The organism is Streptomyces zinciresistens K42 (genome assembly GCF_000225525.1).
Taxonomy (GTDB): domain Bacteria; phylum Actinomycetota; class Actinomycetes; order Streptomycetales; family Streptomycetaceae; genus Streptomyces; species Streptomyces zinciresistens.
The window spans coordinates 1-20,770 of the sequence record NZ_AGBF01000003.1; the positions used below are offsets into that span (position 1 = coordinate 1).

Below are 20,770 nucleotides of genomic sequence, written 5' to 3' on the forward strand. Positions count from 1 at the left end.
GCGCCGGTCGGCGACCCCGAGGGCCGACCCGCGACCGCGCAGGAACTCGCCGCCCAGGGCGCGGCCCTGCGCGCGGAGCGCAAGGCGCGGAACGCCACCCCCTTCAAACTCCTGCTGCGCCGCATCGCGAACATCTTCGTCCCGCTGATCCCCGCCCTGATCGGCTGCGGCATCATCGCGGGCCTCAACGGCCTGCTCGTCAACCTGGGCTGGCTGCCCGCCGTCACCCCCGCGCTCGCCGCCATCGCCTCCGGGTTCATGGCCCTGATCGCCGTGTTCGTCGGCTACAACACCGCGCGGGAGTTCGGCGGCACACCGATCCTCGGCGGCGCCGTCGCCGCCGTCATCGTCTACGCGGGCGTGGCCGAGGTGGAGGCGTTCGGCCGGCCCCTCTCGCCGGGACAGGGCGGTGTGCTCGGCGCCCTCGGCGCGGCATGGCTCGCCGTACGGATCGAGAAGTGGTGCCGCCGCCGGGTCCCCGTCTCCGTCGACGTCCTGGTCACGCCCGCCGTCACCGTGCTGGTGTCCGGACTCGCCACCCTGTTCGGACTGATGTTCCTCGCGGGCGAGGTCTCCACGCGGATCGGTGAGGCCGCCGACTGGCTGCTCGCCAACGGCGGCGCGGGCGCCGGTCTGGTCCTGGGCGCACTGTTCCTGCCGCTGGTCATGCTCGGCCTGCACCAGGCGCTCATCCCCATCCACACGACCCTCATCGAGCAGCAGGGCTACACCGTGCTCCTGCCGATCCTCGCCATGGCGGGCGCGGGCCAGGTCGGCGCGGCCCTCGCCGTCTACGTCCGGCTGCACCGCAACACCTCGATCCGTACGACCATCAGGTCGGCGCTGTGGCCGGGCTTCCTCGGTGTCGGCGAGCCGCTGATCTACGGCGTGTCCCTGCCGCTGGGCCGCCCGTTCCTCACGGCCTGCACGGGCGGCGCGCTCGGCGGCGCGTTCGTCGGATTCTTCAACCAGCTCGGCACCGACGTCGGTTCCACCGCGATCGGCCCCTCCGGCTGGGCCCTCTTCCCCCTCCTGAACGGCGACCACGGCCTCGGGCGCACGGTGGCCGTCTACGCCGCGGGCCTGCTCGTCGGCTACCTCGGCGGCTTCCTCGCCACCTACTGCTTCGGCTTCACCGGCACGATGCTCGCCGAACTCAACGCACCGCCCGCCCCCTCCGCGTCCACCCCGCCGCCCGCCGAGCCGACCCGGCCCCCCGCCGAACCGGCCACCGCCCCGACACGGTGACACGAGCGGAACGCGCACCCCGCGACAGGCGCCCGCCCTGCTCGCGGCGGCCGAACTCCCGCCCCGCCGGCCCGTCGGTGGCCTGACGCCCCGGTCCGGTACCGAGCCCTGCACACGGTGGGCGGGACCACTCCGGTGCGGCGCACGCCCGGCCGGTCGCCGCGGGGCGCGGTTCCGGGGCCGAGCGGCCTGCCGCACGCACCCGCAGGTCCGCCGCGCGCGGCGTCTCTCGACGTTTCGGGTCCCTCGTGGAAGGCTGCTGACCTTGAAACGGCCGACCAGGGCCGGCACGGCGGGCCGGGCGGACCGGCGCGGGCGGAGAGGACGAGTTGATGACCACGGCGATGCGACGCTACGGCTTGAGGTGGAACGACCCCGACGGGGCGTCGCAGGCGTCGGCCGCGCTCTTCGAGAAGCCCGCCGCGATCCGCCGCAAGCGCGCCCTCAAAGCCTCCGGCTGCACCCACGTGAAGGTCGTCGAGGTGCCGCCCGGCGAGATCGTCCACCCCGCCACCTGAGCACCCCGCCCGCGGTGGACCGCCCCGTCCGAACCGGCGCCGGGCCGAGGCCGCGGCGAGGCGGATCGGGGCCCCGGCCCGGTCGCGGCATCACCTCCGCCGAGGGGACGAGGGCGCTCCGCCCGCGGTGCCGCGTCCCGCCCGCCCGCGCCCGCCCTCGGCGGCGCCTGGCCTCCCGTGTCAGCCCTGCCGCGAGTGCACCGGGCTGTTGGCGACCTCCTCCGGGCAGGTGCGGCGGGGGTCGTGCGCACGCCGGTCGCGGCGCCAGTCCACGCAGGCCAGGACCAGGGAGGTCAGCATCCCGGCGAGGGCGGTCCCCAGCGAGACGACGAGGGCGTCCCGGTAGTCGTCGGTGCCCGCGAGGACCATGTAGAAGAGGCCGGGCAGTGCGGCCGTGCCCACCGCGGCGCCGAGCCGCTGGCCCGTCTGCAACGCGCCCCCGGCCGCGCCCGCCATGCGCACGGGAACGTCCCGGAGGGTCATCGTGATGTTGGGCGAGACCACGAAACCACCGCCGACGCCGCCGAGGAACAGGACGGGGGCGGCGAGCCACGGCGCCAGGTCCAGGGGAGCGAGGCGCAGCAGCAGCGCGGCCCCGCCCAGGCCCCCGATCACCCCGGCGAGCCCGCACACGGTCAGCAGGCGTCCGTAGCGGTCCACCAGCCGGCCCGCGACGACGGCGGCGCCCGCGGAGCCGAGGGCGAAGGGCGTGACGGCGAGACCGGACCGCAGGGGCGAGAAGCCGAGGCCGTTCTGGTAGAAGAGCGCGAAGACCAGCCAGACGCCGCTGAAGCCGACGAAGTACAGGGTGCCGACGCCCGCGCCCGTCGCGTAGCCGCGGACCGTCGTGAACAGGCGGGGGTCGAGGAGCGGTCCGGTCCCCCGGGCGACGAGCCGGTACTGCCGGCGGACGAAGACGGCGAGGACCGCGGCGCCGACGAGGAACATCCACCACAGGCGGCCCAGGCCGCCCGCTTCCGCCTGGACCAGCGGGTACATGAGCGCGAGGACGCCGACCCCGAGGAGCAGCACACCGGGCACGTCCACGTGCCTCCGCCCGGTCCGCCGGGTGCGCGGCAGCAGTCTGCGGCCGAGGAGCACGGCGAGGACGCCGATGGGGACGTTGACGTAGAAGATCCAGCGCCAGCCCTGGGTGCCGTCGGCCAGAGCGAGGATCAGGCCGCCGGCCAGCGGGCCGGACGCGGAGGAGATGCCGACCGTCGCCCCGAAGTAGCCGAAGGCGCGCCCGCGTTCGGCGCCGCGGAACAACTGCTGGATGAGCGCGGAGTTCTGGGGCGCCATGAAGCCCGCCGCCAGCCCCTGGGCGAGCCGGGCCGCGACGAGCCAGGTGATGCCGGGCGCGGCACCGCAGGCCGCGCTGAAGACGACGAAGCCGCACAGGGCCGTCAGGAAGATGCGGCGTCGGTCCAGGGCGTCACCGAGCCGTCCGGCGGTGACGAGCGCCAGCGCGAAGGTGAGGCTGTAGCCGGACACGACCCACTGCACCTGCGCGGGGGAGGCGCCCAGGTCGTGCTGGACGGTCGGCAGCGCCACCGCCACGATCGTGACGTCGAGCAGGCTCATGAAGCCCGCCACCAGCGTCACCCACAGCGCCCGCCACCGGCGGGGGTCCGGCTCGTACCCGTCCTCGCGGCCACCGGGGTCCCGGTCGCCCGCCGCCGTCGCTGTCACACGGAGTCCTCTCGCCAGGCCCCGGCCCGACGTGTTCCCCGGCCGCGACGCGCGCACACGCACATCGGCCGGGTGGCCCTCCCGTGCCAGGGACGGGGAGGGCCGCCCCTCCGGCTCGTCGGGCCCGCAACCCCTCAGCCCACGCTCTGCGCTCCTACGACGGACAGCAGCCGCAGCTTCTCGTGGCTCTCACTGCCGGGGACCGCCGTGTAGACGAGCAGCAGATGCGGCCCGTCCGGGTCGAGCAGGGACTGGCAGGTCAGCTCCAGGCGGCCGACACCGGGGTGGACGAAGCGCTTCACCTCGTCGGGGCGGACGCCGACCTCGTGGCGGTCCCAGACCTCGCGGAACTCCTCGCTCCGAGCGAGCAGCAGATCGACGTAGTGGGCCGCGCGGGAGCCGGGTCCGCGCAGCGTGGCCACCCCGCGCAGGCCCGAGACGAACATGCGGCCGAGGAAGGGGTGGTCCTCCGGGGCGTAGAGGCGCCGGGTGGCCGGGTCGGTGAACCAGCGGTAGCCGATGCTCCGGGCCGGGCCCGTCCAGGCGGTCAGGTCCCCGGTGAGCGCGACGCCGAGCGGGGTCTGCCGCAGGGTCTCGCCCAGTTCGGTGACGATCTCCGCGGGGGTGTCGTGCAGCCGGTCGAGAATCCGCAGCAGCCCGGGGCTGATGTGCTCGCTGTCCGCGCCCCGCACGGGCGGGGTGTGCCCCGCCAGCCGGAACAGGTGGTCGCGCTCGTCGAGGCCGAGATGCAGCCCCTGGGCGATGGAGGCGATCATCTGCTCCGACGGCTGCGGGCCGCGTGCTCGTTCCAGACGCGCGTAGTAGTCGGTCGACATGTGGCACAGCGCGGCGACCTCCTCCCGCCGCAGCCCGCTGGTCCGACGCCGCCGGCCCCGCGGAAGCCCGACGTCCTCGGGTTGCAGCGCGGCACGGCGGCGGCGCAGGAACTCCGCCAGTCCGCTCCGGTCGATCACCATGGTCCGCCTCCTTCGAGGCCCATTCCTACCGTCCCTTCCGCCTCGGTATCCACGGACCGCCGATCCCCCCTTCTGCGGGGGTCGCCGCCGCGGCGGCGTCGTCCGTGTTCGGTGCGGGCACCCGGACGCCTGGCGTCAGCCGCAGGGGCGCCGCGGAGGCCCGCCCGGCACGGGTCTGCGCGGTCCGCGCGGGACGGAACGTCGGCCGGGGCCGCCCAGCCCCGGATTCCCGGTCAGCGGATCGGCGGGCCCTGAACGGCGCCGCCGATGCCGGTGACAGTGCAGGCAGGCATCGGCACCGTTCACGGGAGTAGAGACATGGCCCGCACACCCCTCGACCTCACCCTTCCCGACCTGCGCGGACAGCGGGCGCTGGTCACCGGAGCCAGCGACGGGATCGGGCTCGGCACGGCCGTGCGCCTCGCCGCGGCCGGTGCCCGGGTCCTCATGCCGGTCCGCAATCCGCGCAAGGGCGAGGCCGCGCTCGCCGCGATCCGGGAGCGGGTCCCGCACGCGGACGTGTCGCTGCGCACGCTGGATCTGTCCTCGCTCGCCTCCGTGGCGGCGCTGGGCAGGACCCTGCGGGAGGAGGGCCTGCCCCTCCACCTGCTGATCAACAACGCCGGTGTCATGACCCCGCCCGAGCGGCAGACCACCGAGGACGGATTCGAGGTGCAGTTCGGCACCAACCACCTCGGCCACTTCGCCCTGGTGGCCGGTCTGCTGCCGCTTCTGCGGGCCGGTCGGGCGCGCGTCACCTCGCAGATCAGCGTCGCGGCCCGGCGCGGCGCCATCAACTGGGACGATCTGAACTGGGAACGCGGCTATGACGGCATGAAGGCGTACGGCCAGTCGAAAGTCGCCTTCGGCCTCTTCGGACTGGAGCTCAACCGGCGCAGCGAGGAGGGTGGTTGGGGCATCACGAGCAACCTCTCGCACCCCGGGGTGGCTCCCACGAACCTCCTCGCCGCCCGCCCCGAAGTCGGCCGCGACAAGGAGACCACGGGTCGCAAGGTCATCAGGGCCCTGTCCGCCCGGGGCATCCTGCTCGGCACCGTGGACAGCGCCCAGCTCCCCGCCCTGTACGCCGCCACCTCTCCCGACGCCCGCCCCGGCGGTTTCTACGGCCCCGGCGGCCCCGGCCACCTCGGCGGCCCGCCGGCCGAGCAGACGCTCTACCCCAGCCTGCGCGGCACCGAGCAGGCCCGGCGCGTCTGGCGGGTCTCCGAAGAACTCACGGGAGTGCGCCTCGCCGAAGCGCGGGACGCGTGAGCCCGACCCCGGCGGACCGGGAACGTCCGCGCGCCCCGGTCCGGACCGCACCTTTCCGTGGACCCCCGCACCCCCGGCTCCACGGCCGACCTCCTCAGGCCGGGTACGCGTGCGTCTCGGCCGCCTTCAGCGCCGCCCAGACCGTGGCTCCGGGGTGCAGGTCCAGTTCGGCGGCGGCGACCGTGGTGAGGTCGGCGGCCAGGGCGAGTTCGCCGGTGAGGGCGGCGCGGATCTGGTCGCCGTGCGTCTCCAGGCCGGCCACCTCGCAGCGCCACAGGTTGCGGGCGCTGGAGCCGGTCGGGCGGTCGCGGTGCAGGGTGACCGCGCTCGGCGGGAACGCCACGAACACCGGGCCGCCGAGATCCTCCGAGGTCGTGATCGCCGGGCCGGCGTCGAGCCGGACCGTGTGCCCTTCGGCCCGCCCCCGGTAGAGGTTCAGGCCGACCAGGTGCGCGATGTAGTCCGTACGGGGATGGCGGGCGACGTGGGTGGGGCTGCCCTCCTGGACGATGCCGCCGTCCTCGATGACCACGAGTCGGTCCGCGAGGACCATCGCGTCCAGCGGATCGTGCGTGACGAGGACGGCCACCGCCTCGAAGTCGGCCAGATGGCGGCGGAGTTGGGCGCGTACATCGAGCCGGGTACGGGCGTCCAGGGCGGCCAGGGGCTCGTCGAGCAGGAGCAGCCGGGGGCGGGTGGCCAGGGCGCGGGCGAGGGCGACGCGCTGGGCCTGACCGCCGGACAGGCGGCGGGGTTTGGCCCCCGCGTGCGCGGTGAGGTCCATGCGCTCCAGCCACTCGGCGGCCAGCGCGCGGGCCCCGGCCTTGGTGGCGCCGTGGCAGCGCGGCCCGAACGCGACGTTGTCGAGGGCCGTGAGGTGGGGGAAGAGCAGATAGTCCTGGAAGACGACGCCGACCGGGCGGGCCTCGGGAGGCGTACGGTCCAACGCGGCCCCGTCCAGCCGCAGGTGACCGTCCGTCAGCGCGACCAGCCCGGCCAGCGCGCGCAGGGCCGTGGTCTTGCCCGCCCCGTTGGGGCCGAGGAGCGCGACCACGTCACCGGGGGCCGCCGACAGGGTCACGTCCAGGCGGAACGCGCCGCGCTCCACCACCAGCCGGGCGTCGAGTCCCGCGTCCGCGGGCCCGGACCGCGCGTCCTCCCCGCGCACCGGCCCGGGTGCGCGACGGGCGACGGCGCCGCGGGCGGTCTTCTCGGCGTCGGTCATGAGGCGGTCATCCATCGGTCGCGCAGCCCCGCCAGGACCGCGACCGACACGGCCAGCAGGACCAGGCTGAGGGCGATCGCCGCCTCCGGGTCGCTCTGCAGCGCCAGGTACACGGCGAGGGGCATGGTCTGGGTCCGGCCCGGGAAGTTCCCGGCGAAGGTGATGGTCGCGCCGAACTCGCCGAGCGCGCGGGCCCAGGCGAGGACGGCGCCGGCCGCGACGCCGGGCGCGATCAGGGGCAGGGTGACCCGGCGGAACGCGGTGAACCGCGAGGCGCCCAGGGTGGTGGCGGCCTCCTCGTAGCGCGGGTCGGCCGCCCGCAGGGTGCCTTCCACGCTGATGACCAGGAACGGCATCGCGACGAACGCCTCGGCCACCACCACACCCGCGGTCGTGAACGGCAGCGTGATCCCGAACCACGCGTCCAGCCACTGGCCGACGACGCCGTTGCGGCCGAGCGCCATCAGCAGCGCCACGCCCCCGACCACCGGCGGCAGCACCAGGGGGAGTGTGACCAGGGCCCGCACCACCCCCCGCCCGGGGAACTCGACCCGGGCCAGCAGCCAGGCCAGCGGCACGCCGATCACCAGGCTCACCGCGGTCGCCGCCGTCGCGCAGACCAGGGAGAGCCGGAGCGCCTGCCACACCTCGGAACTGGTCAGCAGGTCGGGCATGCTCCGCCAGGGCGCGCGGACCAGCAGCGCCACCAGCGGCAGGACCAGGAACGCCAGGCCGACCAGGGCGGGCAGCAGCAGGGGCAGCGGCGCGCCCCGGCTCCCACCGCTCCCGGGCGCGCGGCGGCGCCGCGGGCCACCGGTCAGGGTGTCCGCGGCGCCCGGCCGGTCCGGGGAGTCCGGGGGCGAGGAGGTCACGGGTTGAGGAACCCGGCCGCGCCGAGGACCTTCTGGCCCTGGGCGGACTGCACCAGCGCGATGAACGCACGGGCGGCGTCGGTGTTCTTCGACTCCTTCAGCAGGGCGATCGGGTAGTCGTTGACGGCGTCGGCGGACTCGGGGAACTTCACGCCCTCCACCTTGTCACCCGCGGCCTTCACATCGGTCTGGTACACGACCGCGGCGTCGGCCTCCTTGAGGACCACCTTGTTCAGGGCGGCCTTGACGTCCTCCTCGTAGGAGACCGGCGTCAGCTTCAGCCTGCTCGCGTCGAGGGCCTTCTGGGCGGCGGCACCGCAGGGCACCGCCTTGTCGCACAGCACGACCTTCAGGTCCGCGGCCGTGAGGTCCTTGAGCGAGGCCACCTTGTCCGGGTTGCCCGGCAGGGTCGCGATCTCCAGCTGGTTGCGCACGAAGGTGGCCGGCGCGCCGGAGGCGCCCCCGGCGTCCGTGACGATCTTCATCGTCTTGGGGCTGGCCGAGGCGAACACGTCCGCCGGGGCGCCGCCGGTGATGCTCGCGGCGAGGGCGTCGCTGCCGCCGAAGCTGAAGGTCACCTTCGTGCCGGGGTTCTTCTTCTCGAACTGCTCGCCCAGCGCCGTGAAGCTCTCCTTCAGCGAGGCCGCCGCGAAGACGGTCACCTCGCCGGAGATCCCGTCCGGTGCGGAGCCCGAGGCGGAGGCGTCCGACGCCCCCGCGGAGCCCGAGTCGGAGGACGAACAGGCGCTCAGGGCCAGCAGCGCCGCGGCGCTCACGCCGATCACCTGCGACATGCGGCGGTTCCGGCGCGCGGTACGGGTCATCACGGGTCCACTCCCTCTTGGTCCTGCTCGATCACACATGGTGTTGCTCGGTGTTGCTCGGTGCTGCCTGGTGCGCGCGGGCACCCGCACCGCGGGTCCTCACGCACCGTCTACGGTCCTCTCACTGCCGGTCCGGCCGGCCCGCCACGGCCTTTCGACGACCACGTTGGTCGACTTGATCACTGCCACCGCCGGAACCCCGGGCTCCAGCCGCAGCTCCTCGGCCGACTCGCGGCTGACCATGGCCACCACCCGGAACGGCCCGGCCTGGATCTCGACCTGCGCCGACACATCGCCGAGCACCAGGTGGGTGACGATGCCGGAGAAGCGGTTGCGGGCCGAGGAGCCGGTGGACGCCCGCTCCGCACGGTGCACCTCGCGGGCGTAGGCCGCCAGGGCCGGCCCGGGGATGATCCGGCGGCCCGTGTCGTCGCGTTCGGCGGCGAGTCTGCCGCCGTCCACCAGGCGCCGCACGGTGTCGGTGCTCACGCCCAGCAGCGCTGCCGCCTCACCGATCCGGTAGGTGTGCACGCGCCGATGATACTGCCGCAAGTGCGAGGGGAAAGTCTTCTGTCGCATTGCATGAGCATGGCCCTGTTTGTGTTTGCATGGCATGTGCGTTTGTACGGGAGCGCTCTTCGGGTACGGTCCCCGGGGAGGTGGTAGCCCGTGAGCCAGTCCCTCGCCGCTGCCCGTACGACCACCGGACCGGCCGCCGAGTTCGTCCTCGGCGGAGATCTGGCCCGGCCCGCCCGGCTGACGGTGCCCGGTCTCCTGCCCTGGCCGCAGCACCGGGCCGAGGTGGCCTTCGAGTGCGCCACCAGCGGAGTCCAGCGCCACACCTTCACCGGGCCGCTGCTGCACGACGTGCTCATGGCCGCGGGCCCCGGCTTCGACGCGGCCCGCCGCAAGGACCGGCTGCGCTTCCTGATCGCCGTACGCGGCGCCGACGGCCACCACGCCCTGCTGTCCTGGGCGGAGATCGACCCCGACTTCGGCCGTGCCCCGGTCCTGCTCGCGGTCACCCTCGACGACACCCCGCTCGACCGGGCCGGCTCCCAGCTCGTGCCGCCCCAGGACCGCTGCGGCGCCCGGTACATCAGCGGCATCGAGGCGATCAGGGTGGACGGCGGATACACGGCGTGGAGCTGACGGGCGGGAACGGGAAGAGGTGCGCGCCGCCGCGCGCCGCCACCGTCGACCAGGGCGAGCCGGGCGCCGTTTCAAGAACTTCAGGACGCTTCCAGCCCCGCGGCGGGCGCCGCCCCGACCGTCGCGACGACCCCCACCTCGCGGAGGCCCGTCCGTGCTGCTGCGCCAGCTGGAATACCTCGTCGCACTCGCCAGGGAACGCCACTTCGCCCGCGCGGCGGCGGCCTGCCACGTCTCCCAGCCGTCGCTGTCCGCAGCCGTCCGGCGGCTCGAACACGAACTGGACGTGTCGATCGTGCGGCGCGGCCGGCGCTACGAGGGACTCACCCCCGAAGGCGAGGTCGTCCTGGCCTGGGCCAGCCGCATCCTCGCCGAACGCGACGCCCTGCAACAGGAGTTGTCCGCCCTCAGAGGCGGTCTGACCGGCACGCTGCGACTGGGCGTCGTCCCCACCGCACTGCCGGTCGCCTCCCTGCTCACCACCCCGTTCTGCCAACGACACCCGCGCGCCGCGGTGACGCTCCGGTCGCTGTCGTCCGAGGAGATCCGGCACGGCCTCGCCGACTTCGGCCTGGACGCGGCGATGACCTACCTGGACGACGGCACGCTGCGCCAGGTGCGCCGCTTCCCGCTGTACGAGGAGCGGTACGTCCTGCTGACCCCCGTCGACGGCCCGCTCGGCGACGGCGCCACGGCGAGCTGGTCCCAGGCCGCCGCGCTGCCGCTGTGCCTGCTCCACTCCCGGATGCGCCACCGGCGCATCATCGACGAGTGCTTCGCCGCCGAGGGCGCGAGGGCCGCCCCGGCCATCGAGTCGGACAGCGTCGCCGGGCTCTACGCGCACCTGCCCGGCGGACGCTGGTCCTGTGTCATCTCCCACGCCTGGCTGCACCTGTTCGGCGTGCCGGAGGGACTGCGGGTGGTGCCGCTGGAGGGCCCCGCGCACGGCCCGCGGGTCGGCCTGGTGGTCGCCCGCACCGAACCCGCCTCCGTCCTGGCCGGCGCCCTGGTCGCGGTGGCCCGCGAAGCAGGGGTCCGCGACGCCCTCGACGAACTGCTCCGCTCCTACCTGGACGGACGCGGCTGATAGAAGCGGTCTATCCCGTCATAGCAAAGAACGCTTTGACCTGGGAGAACGACTCCGAGCATCGTAAAAGGCACCTTCCCGTAAGCCAGTTGAGGAGCCGTGACATGGCCAAGGTGCTCTGCGTCCTGTACGACGACCCCACCGACGGATACCCCACCACGTACGCCCGCGACGACCTCCCCGCCATCGGCCACTACCCCGGCGGACAGAGCACCCCGACCCCCGAGGCCGTCGACTTCACCCCGGGCCACCTCCTCGGCAGCGTCTCCGGCGAACTCGGCCTGCGGAGCTTCCTGGAGAAAGCCGGCCACACCCTCGTCGTCACCTCCGACAAGGACGGCGAGGGGTCGGTCTTCGACCGCGAGCTGCCCGACGCGGACATCGTCATCTCCCAGCCCTTCTGGCCCGCGTACCTCACCCCGCAGCGCATCGCCGCCGCCCGGAACCTCAAGCTCGCCGTCACCGCGGGCATCGGCTCCGACCACGTCGACCTCGACGCCGCGATCGCCCACGGCGTCACGGTCGCGGAGGTGACGTACTGCAACAGCGTCAGCGTCGCCGAGCACGTGGTGATGATGACGCTGTCCCTGGTGCGCAACTACCTGCCGTCCCACCGGGTGGTGCTGGACGGCGGCTGGAACATCGCGGACTGCGTGGCCCGTTCGTACGACCTGGAGGGCATGCACGTCGGAACCGTCGCCGCCGGGCGCATCGGACTCGCGGTCCTGCGCCGCCTCGCGCCCTTCGATGTGAAGCTGCACTACACCGACCGCCACCGGCTGCCGCAGGACGTCGAGCGCGAACTCGGACTGACCTGGCACGAGAGCGCCGCCGACATGGTCCCGCACTGCGACGTCGTCACCGTCAACGCCCCCCTGCACCCCGAGACCGAGGGCCTGTTCGGGGACGAGCTGCTGGCGACGATGAAGCGCGGGGCCTACCTCATCAACACCGCCCGCGCGAGGATCGTCGACCGGGACGCCGTCGACCGGGCCCTGCGCGGCGGCCGGCTGGCGGGTTACGCGGGCGACGTCTGGTTCCCGCAGCCCGCCCCCGCCGACCACCCGTGGCGCGGTATGCCGCACCACGGCATGACCCCGCACATCTCCGGCTCCTCCCTGTCGGCGCAGGCCCGTTACGCCGCAGGCACCCGGGAGATCCTGGAGTCGTTCTTCGCCGGACGCCCGCTGCGCGAGGAGTACCTGATCGTGGACGGCGGCGCCCTGGCGGGAACGGGCGCGCGCTCGTACTCGGTCACGAAGTGACCGGCCCGTCCCCCCGGCCATGACCGGCGGAGGCCACCCCCGGACCGCCCGGAGTCCGCTCGGCGGGCGCCCCCGCGGACCCCGTCCGGGCGGTGGCCTCCCCTTCCGGGCCCATCCGGCCGTCGCGGCGGGCGACGGCCGCCGTCGCAGGAGGAACACATGCTCAGCAAGCGGGAAGCCGCCGACGCCGTACGCCTGGCCAAGGTCCGCACGGACGTCACCTGGGGGAGCGCGGGACGCCAGCCCCGACCATTTGCTTGGCCAGCCACATAATCCGTGCTACTTTTATGTGGCTGGCCAAGTAAATGGTCGGCGCAGCGCACCGACCCGAGGAGAGCACCCTCATGAAGGCCATCGTTTTCGACGCGTTCGGCGGCACCGAAGTCCTGCACGAGGCGGAGATCGCCGTCCCGCAGCCCGGCCCCGGCCAGGTCCGCGTCCGCGTGCACGCCGTCGGCGTCAACCCCGTGGACGGCAAGATCCGCTCCGGCACCATGGAGGCCATCTTCCCCACCACGCTGCCGGCCGTGCCCGGCGGGGAGATCGCCGGCGTCGTCGACGCCGTCGGCGAGGGCGTCGACCACCTCAAGGCGGGCGACGAGGTCCTGGGCTGGTCCGACACCGGTTCCTACGCCCAGTACGCCCTGGCCTCCGCCGTCGTCCTCGCCCCCAAGCCCGCGGACCTCGACTGGGCACACGCCGCCGCCCTGCCCGTGGCGAGCGACGGCGCCGAACGGGTGCTCGACCTGCTCGGCGTCAGCGAGGGCGAGACGCTGCTGATCCACGGCGCGTCCGGCGCGCTGGGCACCATCGCCGTCCAACTGGCCGTCGCCCGCGGCGCCCGCGTCCTCGGCACCGCCGGCCCGGCCAACCAGGAGTACGTCACCTCCCTCGGAGCCACCGCCCTCGTCTACGGGGACAACCTGGTCGAGCGGGTCCGCGCGCTCGCCCCCGAAGGGGTGGACGCCGTCTTCGACGCCGCCGGCAAGGGCGCGCTGGAGGACTCCCTCACCCTGCGCGGCGGCACCGACCGGATCGTCACCACCGCCGACTTCCGCGCCGCCGAACTCGGCATCGTCTTCGCCCAGGGCCCCCAGCGCCGCTCCGCCGCCCGCCTCGCCGAACTGGCCCGGCAGGCCGCGGACGGCACCCTGGTCACCACCATCAGCGCCACCTACCCCCTCGCCGAGGCGGCCAAGGCGCAGCAGGCGAGCGACGCGGGCCACAACCGGGGCAAGATCGTCCTCACCGTCGTGTGACGTGCGCGATGCCGTCGTCCGACGCCCGTGACGAAGGAGTGACCATGCCCGACACCACCCCGCCGGAACCGCCGAGAGCGGCGGGAGGAGGACCGCTGAGCTACGCCGTCTTCCAGCTCGCCCGCACCCACCGCGGCCATGCCGCCGCCATGCTCCGCGCCATGAACCTGCACCCCGGCCAGGAACTGCTCCTGATGCAGCTCTACGACCGCGACGGCCGGACCCAGGCCGAACTCCTGGAGCGGGTCGGCCTCGACCACTCCACCGTCTCCAAGTCGCTGCGCCGTATGCAGGAGGCCGGGCTGCTCACCCGGGAACCGGCGCCGCACGACCGGCGCGTCATGGTGGTCCACCTCACCGAGGCCGGGCGCGCCCTGCGCGAGCCCATCACCGACATGTGGCGCACCCTGGAGGAGATCTCCGTACGCGATCTGACGCCCGAGCAGATCGAGACGTTCACCGCGTGCGCATACGTGATCGAGGAATCCGTCAGGAGGCACGCACGGTAGGCACCGGGCTCATCCGCCCGGCCCTCGTTCGCCGGGCCGGCCCGACCGCGCCCACCCCGCGCACGGCGGGGGCACCCCGCCCGCCCCCGCCGCCCGCGCGACAGCCCACTCCGCGAAAGCCGCGGCACCGCTCCCGACCGGCCGCACCGCCGGCGCGGTGGCGGAGCGCCCGCGCGGCGCAGCCCACGTGCCGCGGCGGGACCGCCCGGCGTCAGGCGCCGTCGCAGGTGCCTACCGGCGCGCAGAACCAGCTGACCGCCGCGTCGGCCATGGCGACCTCGTCCTCCCGGCCGTCGTCGTCGCGGCCGTACACCGCCACCGCGTAGAGCGTGCCGTCCGACGCCGCGAAACGCGTGTCGACGACATGCCAGGTGCCGATGTCGGGCTCGCCCCGGATCGAGTCGACCAGGTACTCCAGCCGCTCCGCGCCGAGACCTCCCGCGCCGAAGGACTGCCGGCCCAACTCCCGGAAGCTGGCGGCCTTCGGCGTGCCGGGCGACAGGAACAGATCGAACGACTCCTGCGGGGTCGACTCGGCCACCTGGAACACCTGGATGCGCCGCCGGCCGTCCGGGCTGCGGTAGTTCACGATGTCCATGCCGTACTTGGACGACAGGGTGGTCCGCCCCCAGCCCGCGGGCACGGCCGCCCGGAACCCCTCGGGGTCGTCGAACGACTCGTAGCCGGACGGTGGCCGGGCGGCGGTCGGAGAGGGCGAGGGCGTCTCCTGCGGGACCTCCTCGGTGAGCGACTCCGGCGTCGGCGGCTGCTCCGGGCCGGTGGGGGTCACGGACTCCGCCGCCTGGTCCTGTCCGGCGTGGTCGTCGCCGTCACCGGTCGTCCGCGTCAGCACCAGACCCGCGGTGACCCCGATCACGACGGCCGCGCCCACCACCGCCGCCCAGACGCGCCGCCGGTCGAACCGGGCGGCCGTCGCAGTGGACGGCTGGTCCGCCGGGGGCCAGGACGGACCGGTGACCCACGGCGCCGGGGGCGGCGGCGGAACCGGCGGGGGAGCGGCGGCAGTTGACGGCTGCGCGGCGGCGGGCGGCTCGGTCCCCGGTGGCCCGGAGGCCGGGGGCCGGACGTCCTCGCCGCTGTGCGACGTGACCAGCGTCGGGGCGTGGTCGGGCCGGCCCGGTGGCGGCGGAGTGGTGCGCGCCTCCTCCCGGGTGCCCTCCTCCCAGCGCTGGGTCTCCTCGTTCCAGTACTGCTGTCCCCCGTTCATGGTGTACTCCTCACCTGCCCAGCAGCCCTGCCACGGAACTCGCCACGACCCCCGCCGACGCCAGCAGGCTCACCAGGGCCTCGGAGTCGGTGAGCAGCTGGCGCAGCCGCCGCAGCCTGCTCTCGCCGACCGCGCCGGTACGGGTGATCTCGTCCTCGGCGCCCGCCAGTTCGGCGTCGAGCGCGCGGGTCTGCTCGTCCTCCCGCACGCGCGTCAGATCGGCGCGCAGTTCGCGTACCGCCTTCAGCAGCTCCTCCGCGGCCGCGCCCGCCGCACCGGCACCGGTGCCGTGGTGGCTCTCGGCGTGCGCGTGGCTGCCGATCGCGAAGGTGCTGTGCGCGACGTCGCCGATGCGGACGTCGGGCTCATCCGTTGCCATCGCTGTCGCCCCCTCTCTGATGACGCGGCCCGGAGCCGCTGTGCGTGGTGGAGTGGTGGTGCGGGGTGCCCGGACCGGTCCCGGAGGACGCGCGGGCATGGGAGCCGACGGCGAACGTGCTGCCCGCCACGGAGTCGATGTGCACCCCGCCCCTACTGATGTTGACCACCTTCTGCACGAACTCGCCGGTCTGGTAACCGTGATCGGCCAGCGCCGTGCGCACCCCGTTCGCGATGCGGTCCTGCACGCTCCTGAGGTAGCGGTCGACGTCCATCTGCTGGAAGAGCGACCCGGACCGGGCCGCGGCCAGCTCGCGCACCGAGACCGCGGGGCCGTCGGGCAGCGCGTTGGCGTAGCCGCCGGCGAGCAACTGCCAGCCGTACGCGGCCCCGTGGCCCAGGGTGGCCAGGGAGCGGATCGAGGCGCCCGGCACCTGGCCGACCGCCCAGGTGGCCCTGCCGAACAAGTTGTTGCTGCGGAACCGGTGGGCGGTGCGGTCGGCGTCCTTGAAGTCCGCGCGGATCGGCTGCAGTACATGCGGGGCGATCTCCAGCATCAGCATGCGGCCCTGGGTGTGGATCCGCACGTAGACGGTCACCACCAACTCCTCCTCCCAGCCGCCCACACGGACCCGCAGGAAGTGCCGCCGCTTCTCGGCGCCCTCCTCCACGGCCCGAGCCCGGTGCTCCTCGAACGCCTCCTCGCGGTACGGGGCGTCCTCACGGCGCCCGAGCCCCTCGGCGGGCAGGAAGACGCACTCGTCGACCTCCAGCCAGCGCAGCCGGTCGCGTACGGCGTGCCCGGCGTACTCCGAGGGCAGCCGCAGCCCCTCGACCAGGGGGCGGACGGCGTCCAGGATCGTCCGGTTGCTCATCGGCCGGACCTTCCTCACCCCGTCGGGCCGCAGCTCGACGGCCAGCACCCAGGTGTCGTAGGCCGCACCGGCCCCGCAGAACGGGCGCGCCCCGTGGTACATGATGAGCGGCGCGCGCTGCTCCAGCCGGATGCGCTCCTTCAGCCGCTGGAACCGCCGGCTCTCCGTGTTCTCCGCGGGGTCCGCGGCGGCGTCCGCGAACCGCTCGGGTGAGAGCTCGGCGCCCAGGGCGCGGGCGAACTGGCTGCGCTGGGCGCCCGTGCAGACGGCGACGCCCACGAAGAGCACCAGCGCGAGCCACGCCTGGAGCGGCTCGACCGTGCCGTCACCGCCGACCATCTGCGACAGGCCGGGCAGCAGCCCCTCGAAGAAGCCCCAGAAGCCCGGGGAGCCGCCCGAGGAGTACGACTGGCAGTAGCCGGCGGCGTCGTACGCCTCGCAGACGGGTTCGGACGAGGCGGAGTCGGCGTCGGAGAACGCGAAGACGACCGTGGCGGCCAGGAAGAGAGCGAACACGATCCGGCCGAGCCAGCGGATGGCGAACGCCGCGAGTCGCCGCGCGAACGGCGGCCCGTCGCCGTCGCCCCGGACCGCGGCCCCCATGGCCAGGAGCAGGCTGGGCAGGAGGTAGCCCACGAGCAGGAAGTCGGTCGCGAACAGGCCCACCACCCACAGCCCCACGATCGCGCCGGCCCAGCCCAGCTCCAGGCGCCGGGCCCGCAGGGCGTGCGCGAGGACGCGGGCGGCGTCGTACCCGAGCGAGGGCGCCGCGATCCGCTGGTCGTTGAGGTCCAGCTCCTCGACGACCCGGTCCCGGTAGGCGGCGTCGAGATAGGCGCCGGCGCACAGCAGGCGGCTGGCCTCGCTGGCATGCGGCGCGACGGGCGGCGGAGTCGACGGCATGGGCTCGGCCGCCCCCGCGGACGGTGGCCGTGACGGCACACTGGCGGTACTCACAGCATCTCCCCCGATGTGTGAACTGAATTGCTCTCAAAGACAACTGAGAAACCATCAGCATAGGGGGCCGGGATGACGGCGGAGCCGCGTTTCAAACAACCACCCGGTCACGCACAGACGTTCCATACGGACTCCGGCGGACGACCACAACCGGCCCTGCGGTCCGGCTGGACCACCACCGGACCGGGGAGCGGCCCGACCGCGACGAGCGGGAGTGCCGGACGGCTGCCGGGGCGGCCGGATGGCTCGCGGGCCGGGGCCCGGCCGTGTCAGAGGGAACCGAGCGTGCCGGTCAGAGCGGCGGTGACGAGTTCGGTGCGGGACCGTTTTCCGGTTCGGGCGAACAGCCGGGACAGCCGCCGGGAGACCGCGTCCTCATTGAGGCGCAGGACGGTGGCGATCTGGCGGTTGGTGAGCTGTTCGGCGAGCAGGGCGGTCAGGAGGTGGTCGTTCTCGGCGGTGGCCTGCCGGCGGCCGGGGACGGTGAGTCCGGCCTCTCGCATCGCGGTCCGTGTGTGAAAGCGCCACAGCGTGGCACCGGTCAGGCCGAACAGTTCGTACGCCTCGTTGAGCAGTGCGGGCGGGCCGGCGCCCGTCTCGGCGGCGGCCACCAGGGTGGTTGCCGTCTCGAAGGGAAGGCCCCGGGCGCGCGCGAGCTCCACGGCCTCGCGCAGATCGCGGCGGGCCGGGTCGGGCGCGTCATGTCGCAGGGCGCAGGCCGAGGCCAGCAGGTGCCGCAGGCGGGACCGCTCGCTGCCCGTCCGCCTGGTGATCCGCTCCAGGTGTTGCAGGCAGGCCATCGCCTCGGCGGTGCGCCCCGCCCGGCCCGCCACCTCCGCCAGCAGGGCCCACAGGTCGTCCGTGCCGTAGATCTGGTCGTGCGCCTGTGCCCTGTCCAGTCCGCCGCGCAGTGTCCGCCCGGCACCGTCCAGGTCGCCGAGGGCCATGAGCACTTCCGCTTCCGATGCGTGCAGCGCGCACTGCGGCGGGCTTCCCCCGGGACCGCGCAGGCCCTCCAGCAGCTGGAGAGCGCTGGTGATGCGTCCTCGGGCCAGCAGGATGCCCGCCGTCCACGCGGGCAGCGGCGAGTTGTCCGACACCGGGGTCAACCGGACCTCGTTGACGGCCATCAGACGGCGGGCCGATTCCAGTGCCTGGTCCCACCGGCCCGTGAGGTGGTTGAAGAGGAACTGGCTGAGCGGGGGCAGCACCTGCACGCTCAGGCCGGTCGTCTCCAGCAGGGTTGTGGCCGCCTTGAGGTCGTAGCCGGTGAGCAGGTTGTCGAACATGCCGGCGACCAGCGAGTACATCTTGCCAGGGGGCAGCTCCGGGGCTTCCCGCATGGCGAGTTCGCGCCGGTAGGACTCCGGTCGGCCCATCGCCAGTTCAGCCATGGCGCTGAAACGGGCGGGTGCCGCGCGTGCGCCCGGACCGGTGTTCCACACCGCCTCGGTCCGTGCGAGCAGTTCCGCCGCCTCCGGCCACCGCGACAGATGGCACAGAGCAAGGGCCCGGCCGGTCACCTTGGCCAGGTCGGGCACCGGCAGCTCGTCCCACCAACGGGTCGTTGCGAGTCGGGACATCGTGGCCCAGTCCCGTGCGTTGGCCGTGACCGCCACGACGAGGCAGGCTGCCTCCTGCAGGTCGAGTGCGGTCAGCTTCGGTCCGGGGTTGCGCAGCAGGGACTCCCCGACGGTACGGCCGGTCCGGTAGTCGCACGTCAGATAGGCGGCCGTGGCGTGCCACTTCAGGACCAGGTCGCGGTCGCTGGGCTGCTCGATCAGGTCGGCGGCGGCCTTGAGCCACCGGAGCACCGCATGGTCGTCGGTACCGGGCGGCATCCGCTGGGCGGCGTCCGTCAGTTCGGCCACCGCGCGGTCACGGTCGACCAGGCTGCCCGCGTCCGTGATCCGGTCCGCCCGGTAGACCAACGCGTCCTTCTCCCCGAGCAGGACCGGCGGCGGGGCGACGGCCTCTCCGGCGCTCTCCGCGTCCGCGTGCGCCCAGAGGACGCCGACGGCCGCGGCGGACAGCCGGCTGCGCTCCATCGGCCGCAGCCGCTGCCGGACGGTGTGCGCCGTCAGCGGAAGACGGAAGGTCCAGCCCGCTACCGTGGCGTCGTCCGGGCAGGTCAGCTCGTCGACGATCCCCGCCCCGATCAGGCCGCGCACGCCGTCGCAGACGGCGTCGGCGGACAAGCCGGTCCAGGTCGCGGTCAGCTCCAGGGCCGGTCGGCCGAGCGGCCACAGGACGCTCAGCGCCGCGGCCACCGCACGACACGGCTCACCCAGCGCGTCCAGCGCCGAGACGAACCGGTCGTCGTCCGGCAGAACGGGCACCGGCGCCCTCGCGCCGATGAAGGCGTGGCGCTCGGCGACCCGGATCTCGCCGCGCCTGGCCCATCCGGTGATCAGAGCCTCGACCGCCCCCGGGACACCGCGGGCCAACTCGTCCGTCCGCCGGGTCAGGACGGCGTCGGGCGCCGCCTGCAGCCACCCCGCCACCACCGCGGCAGTGGTCTCCGGTGCCAGCCGGGGCAGCACCACCGTGCGGGCCCCTTCGGAACCGGCCAACTCGTCGACGGTCCCGGGCACCCCCGCACAGCCCGGTGTCCGGCCCCGCCCGGCCTTCCGCCCGGGGAGTGAGGTGCCCACGCCGACGGCGTCAGGGCCGCCCGCCGCCGTGCCGTCCGCGCCCGGTCCGACGTTCCGCACCGCCGACACCACCAGGCGGACATCGGCCGAGAGCGGCGAGACGTCGATCCCGCCCAGCAGGGCCAGGGAGTCGGCGTCGGCATGCTGGGCGTCATCGACCAGGACGGTCACCGGCGCGGAACGGGCCAGGGCGGCGCGGAGCAGGGTGTCCATGGCCGTCCCGTCACGCCGGTCGACGGCGGACCGCGCCCGAGCGACCAGCCCCGCGGCCGGCCGCAGGCGTTCCTCGGCGGACGGGTGCTCTTCGAGCACCGTGACGAGTTGCAGCGCCAGCAGCAGAGGCCGTGCACGGTCGCCCGGAACGCAGTCCACGGCAGCCGTGGCGGTCCCCTGTGCGCGCAGCCGCGCGCCGACCGCCTTGAGGAACGTGGTGCGGCCCACGCCGCGTTCGCCCCGCACGAGCACCAGGCGCGGGCCGGCAGGAGCGCTCAGGCAGTCGTGGACCTCTTCCGACTCACGCGCGCGGCCGAGCAGGCAGTCGTCGGTGCGGTCCACGCGCGCGGCCGTACCCCAGCTGAACAGTTCGTTGTTGCCCGACCACGAAGCCACGGTGCAGTGCATCCTCTTGTTCATCGGTTTGCCCAGGTGGGCTGTGAACATGGGCGTCTCCGGCGGCCCCCGCTGCGGGGGCCGGCTCGCTGACTTTATGAGCGGCGCCGTGGAACGACCACGTCTTCTACGTCAACTTTGCGTTACAGGAGGGGTATTCATCCCTTCC

At 74.1% G+C, this 20,770-nt stretch carries 18 protein-coding genes; 8 read left to right on the top strand and 10 right to left on the bottom strand.

All coding sequences use genetic code 11. The annotated features are described in order from the left end of the window. Both SZN_RS02130 and SZN_RS02135 read left to right on the top strand, forming a co-directional pair. Positions 1-1,248 (top strand): PTS transporter subunit EIIC (locus SZN_RS02130; protein ID WP_007491041.1); only part of this gene is annotated, 1,248 nt, incomplete at its 5' end. 332 nt (positions 1,249-1,580) lie between these two features. Further along, positions 1,581-1,766, top strand: a complete 186-nt coding sequence (locus SZN_RS02135) for a hypothetical protein (RefSeq protein WP_007491043.1) — start codon at positions 1,581-1,583, stop codon at positions 1,764-1,766. A 180-nt stretch (positions 1,767-1,946) separates the two neighbouring features. Here SZN_RS02135 and SZN_RS02140 read toward each other — a convergent pair whose 3' ends face one another. Beyond that, positions 1,947-3,458 carry an MFS transporter gene (locus SZN_RS02140; protein ID WP_007491045.1) on the bottom strand — a complete coding sequence of 504 codons (1,512 nt, stop codon included), beginning with the start codon at positions 3,456-3,458 and terminating at the stop codon, positions 1,947-1,949. 134 nt (positions 3,459-3,592) lie between these two features. Further along, positions 3,593-4,435 carry a helix-turn-helix transcriptional regulator gene (locus SZN_RS02145; protein WP_208865747.1) on the bottom strand — a complete coding sequence of 281 codons (843 nt, stop codon included), beginning with the start codon at positions 4,433-4,435 and terminating at the stop codon, positions 3,593-3,595. A 318-nt stretch (positions 4,436-4,753) separates the two neighbouring features. Here SZN_RS02145 and SZN_RS02150 point away from each other — a divergent pair, with 318 nt between their 5' ends. Then, positions 4,754-5,707, top strand: a complete 954-nt coding sequence (locus tag SZN_RS02150) for an SDR family oxidoreductase (RefSeq protein WP_007491048.1) — start codon at positions 4,754-4,756, stop codon at positions 5,705-5,707. 94 nt (positions 5,708-5,801) lie between these two features. Here the strand turns inward: SZN_RS02150 and SZN_RS02155 are convergent, their stop codons facing one another. The 4 genes from SZN_RS02155 to SZN_RS02170 all read right to left on the bottom strand — a co-directional run bounded on the left by SZN_RS02155 (position 5,802) and on the right by SZN_RS02170 (position 9,159). Further along, positions 5,802-6,932, bottom strand: a complete 1,131-nt coding sequence (locus tag SZN_RS02155; protein ID WP_007491051.1) for an ABC transporter ATP-binding protein — start codon at positions 6,930-6,932, stop codon at positions 5,802-5,804. Further along, the gene (modB, locus tag SZN_RS02160; protein WP_007491053.1) at positions 6,929-7,804 is read right to left on the bottom strand and encodes a molybdate ABC transporter permease subunit; all 876 of its coding nucleotides are present in this window, start codon (positions 7,802-7,804) and stop codon (positions 6,929-6,931) included. Before modB ends, SZN_RS02155 begins: the two co-directional genes overlap by 4 nt. Next, positions 7,801-8,628, bottom strand: a complete 828-nt coding sequence (gene modA, locus SZN_RS02165; RefSeq protein WP_007491056.1) for a molybdate ABC transporter substrate-binding protein — start codon at positions 8,626-8,628, stop codon at positions 7,801-7,803. The genes modB and modA overlap by 4 nt, the downstream gene beginning before the upstream one ends. A 99-nt stretch (positions 8,629-8,727) precedes the next feature. After that, complete coding sequence (locus SZN_RS02170; RefSeq protein WP_007491058.1) at positions 8,728-9,159, bottom strand: TOBE domain-containing protein; 432 nt, start codon at positions 9,157-9,159, stop codon at positions 8,728-8,730. 138 nt (positions 9,160-9,297) lie between these two features. Here SZN_RS02170 and SZN_RS02175 point away from each other — a divergent pair, with 138 nt between their 5' ends. The 5 genes from SZN_RS02175 (at position 9,298) to SZN_RS02195 (ending at position 13,900) form a co-directional block, all read left to right on the top strand. After that, positions 9,298-9,780: a molybdopterin-binding protein gene (locus tag SZN_RS02175; protein ID WP_007491060.1), complete on the top strand. Its 483-nt coding sequence runs from the start codon at positions 9,298-9,300 to the stop codon at positions 9,778-9,780. A gap of 154 nt (positions 9,781-9,934) precedes the next feature. Continuing rightward, on the top strand, positions 9,935-10,867 hold the full coding sequence (locus SZN_RS02180; RefSeq protein WP_007491061.1) for a LysR family transcriptional regulator: 933 nt from the start codon (positions 9,935-9,937) through the stop codon (positions 10,865-10,867). A 104-nt stretch (positions 10,868-10,971) separates the two neighbouring features. After that, complete coding sequence (locus SZN_RS02185; RefSeq protein WP_007491062.1) at positions 10,972-12,132, top strand: NAD-dependent formate dehydrogenase; 1,161 nt, start codon at positions 10,972-10,974, stop codon at positions 12,130-12,132. Positions 12,133-12,476: 344 nt separating this feature from the next. After that, positions 12,477-13,391, top strand: coding sequence for an NADP-dependent oxidoreductase (locus SZN_RS02190; protein ID WP_007491063.1), 915 nt, complete (start codon positions 12,477-12,479; stop codon positions 13,389-13,391). 44 nt (positions 13,392-13,435) lie between these two features. Continuing rightward, on the top strand, positions 13,436-13,900 hold the full coding sequence (locus SZN_RS02195; protein ID WP_007491064.1) for a MarR family winged helix-turn-helix transcriptional regulator: 465 nt from the start codon (positions 13,436-13,438) through the stop codon (positions 13,898-13,900). Positions 13,901-14,111: 211 nt separating this feature from the next. Here SZN_RS02195 and SZN_RS39625 read toward each other — a convergent pair whose 3' ends face one another. The 4 genes from SZN_RS39625 to SZN_RS02215 all read right to left on the bottom strand — a co-directional run bounded on the left by SZN_RS39625 (position 14,112) and on the right by SZN_RS02215 (position 20,652). Continuing rightward, entirely contained in the window at positions 14,112-15,128 is a 1,017-nt protein-coding gene (locus SZN_RS39625) for a hypothetical protein (RefSeq protein ID WP_007491065.1), read from the bottom strand. 10 nt (positions 15,129-15,138) lie between these two features. Further along, positions 15,139-15,507, bottom strand: a complete 369-nt coding sequence (locus SZN_RS02205) for a hypothetical protein (RefSeq protein WP_007491066.1) — start codon at positions 15,505-15,507, stop codon at positions 15,139-15,141. Next, positions 15,494-17,338, bottom strand: a complete 1,845-nt coding sequence (locus SZN_RS02210; RefSeq protein ID WP_425274399.1) for a hypothetical protein — start codon at positions 17,336-17,338, stop codon at positions 15,494-15,496. The genes SZN_RS02205 and SZN_RS02210 overlap by 14 nt, the downstream gene beginning before the upstream one ends. Before the next feature lie 269 nt (positions 17,339-17,607). Continuing rightward, positions 17,608-20,652 (bottom strand): AAA family ATPase, encoded by a 3,045-nt coding sequence (locus tag SZN_RS02215; protein ID WP_007491069.1) that lies wholly within the window; start codon positions 20,650-20,652, stop codon positions 17,608-17,610. Positions 20,653-20,770: the final 118 nt, after the last annotated feature.